Origin of the sequence: Mesorhizobium sp. M5C.F.Ca.IN.020.32.2.1, assembly GCF_004023105.1 — a bacterium.
GTDB lineage: Bacteria > Pseudomonadota > Alphaproteobacteria > Rhizobiales > Rhizobiaceae > Mesorhizobium > Mesorhizobium wenxiniae.
On record NZ_RZSX01001474.1, the window covers coordinates 1 to 780 of the forward strand.

General features: G+C 58.1%; 1 protein-coding gene and 1 pseudogene. One reads left to right on the plus strand and one right to left on the minus strand.

Features of this window, described 5'->3' with window-relative positions; all coding sequences use genetic code 11:
• A partial coding sequence (locus EOA86_RS36880) for a DUF2214 family protein (RefSeq protein WP_128345851.1) occupies positions 1–335 on the plus strand: 335 nt, incomplete at its 5' end.
• On the opposite strand, the pseudogene nth reads toward EOA86_RS36880, so the two are convergent.
• A pseudogene (gene nth, locus EOA86_RS36885) lies at positions 329–780 on the minus strand (endonuclease III); the annotation flags it as partial. The gene EOA86_RS36880 and the pseudogene nth sit on opposite strands and share 7 nt — an antisense overlap.

Genomic DNA, 780 nt, shown 5'->3' on the forward strand with positions numbered 1-780 from the left:
GGCTTGTCGGCATCGATCGCCATTATGGCATCATCGCCATGCTGATCATCGTCGTCGGCATCGGCCGCGTCATCTACGGCCTGAAGGGCTGGGAATTCTACGTCTACAACTGGGTGTTCTGGGCAAAGATGGCGGCCTTCGTCACCGTCGGCCTGTTGTCGATTATCCCGACGGTCCGCTTTGTTTCCTGGAACAGGCAAGCCTCGGCCAGCCCCGGTTTTCAAGTGCCGGCGGCGCAACTTGCATCCGTTCGAACTTATGTCCGCGCCGAAGCTTTCATCTTCCTGCTGATCCCGGTCTTCGCCGCGGCGATGGCGCGCGGCTACGGCTACTGAATTTCGCCTACGGGTTCGAGCGGCGCAATTTCGACCAGCGGCGCCGGCACATTATTCGTCTTCTCCTCGGCCTTGCAGATGTCGGCGATCACACAGAGCGGGCAATCCGGTTTGCGCGCCTTGCAGACATAGCGCCCATGCAGAATCAGCCAGTGATGCGCATGGCGCATATATTCGTCCGGAATGATCCTCAATAGCCCCTGCTCGACCTGCTCCGGCGTTTTGCCGGGCGCCAGTCCCAGCCGATTGCCGATGCGGAAGATATGCGTGTCGACCGCCATCGTGTGCTGGCCGAAGGCCATGTTGAGCACGACATTGGCGGTCTTGCGCCCGAAAAAAGGAAGATTGAAAAGATGGTAGAGGTAGGAAGGAAAAGAGAAGAAATGGTAGAGGATAAGAGCTTAAGACAGCGCAATGACGTTCTTGGCCTTGTTGCGCCAAAGCC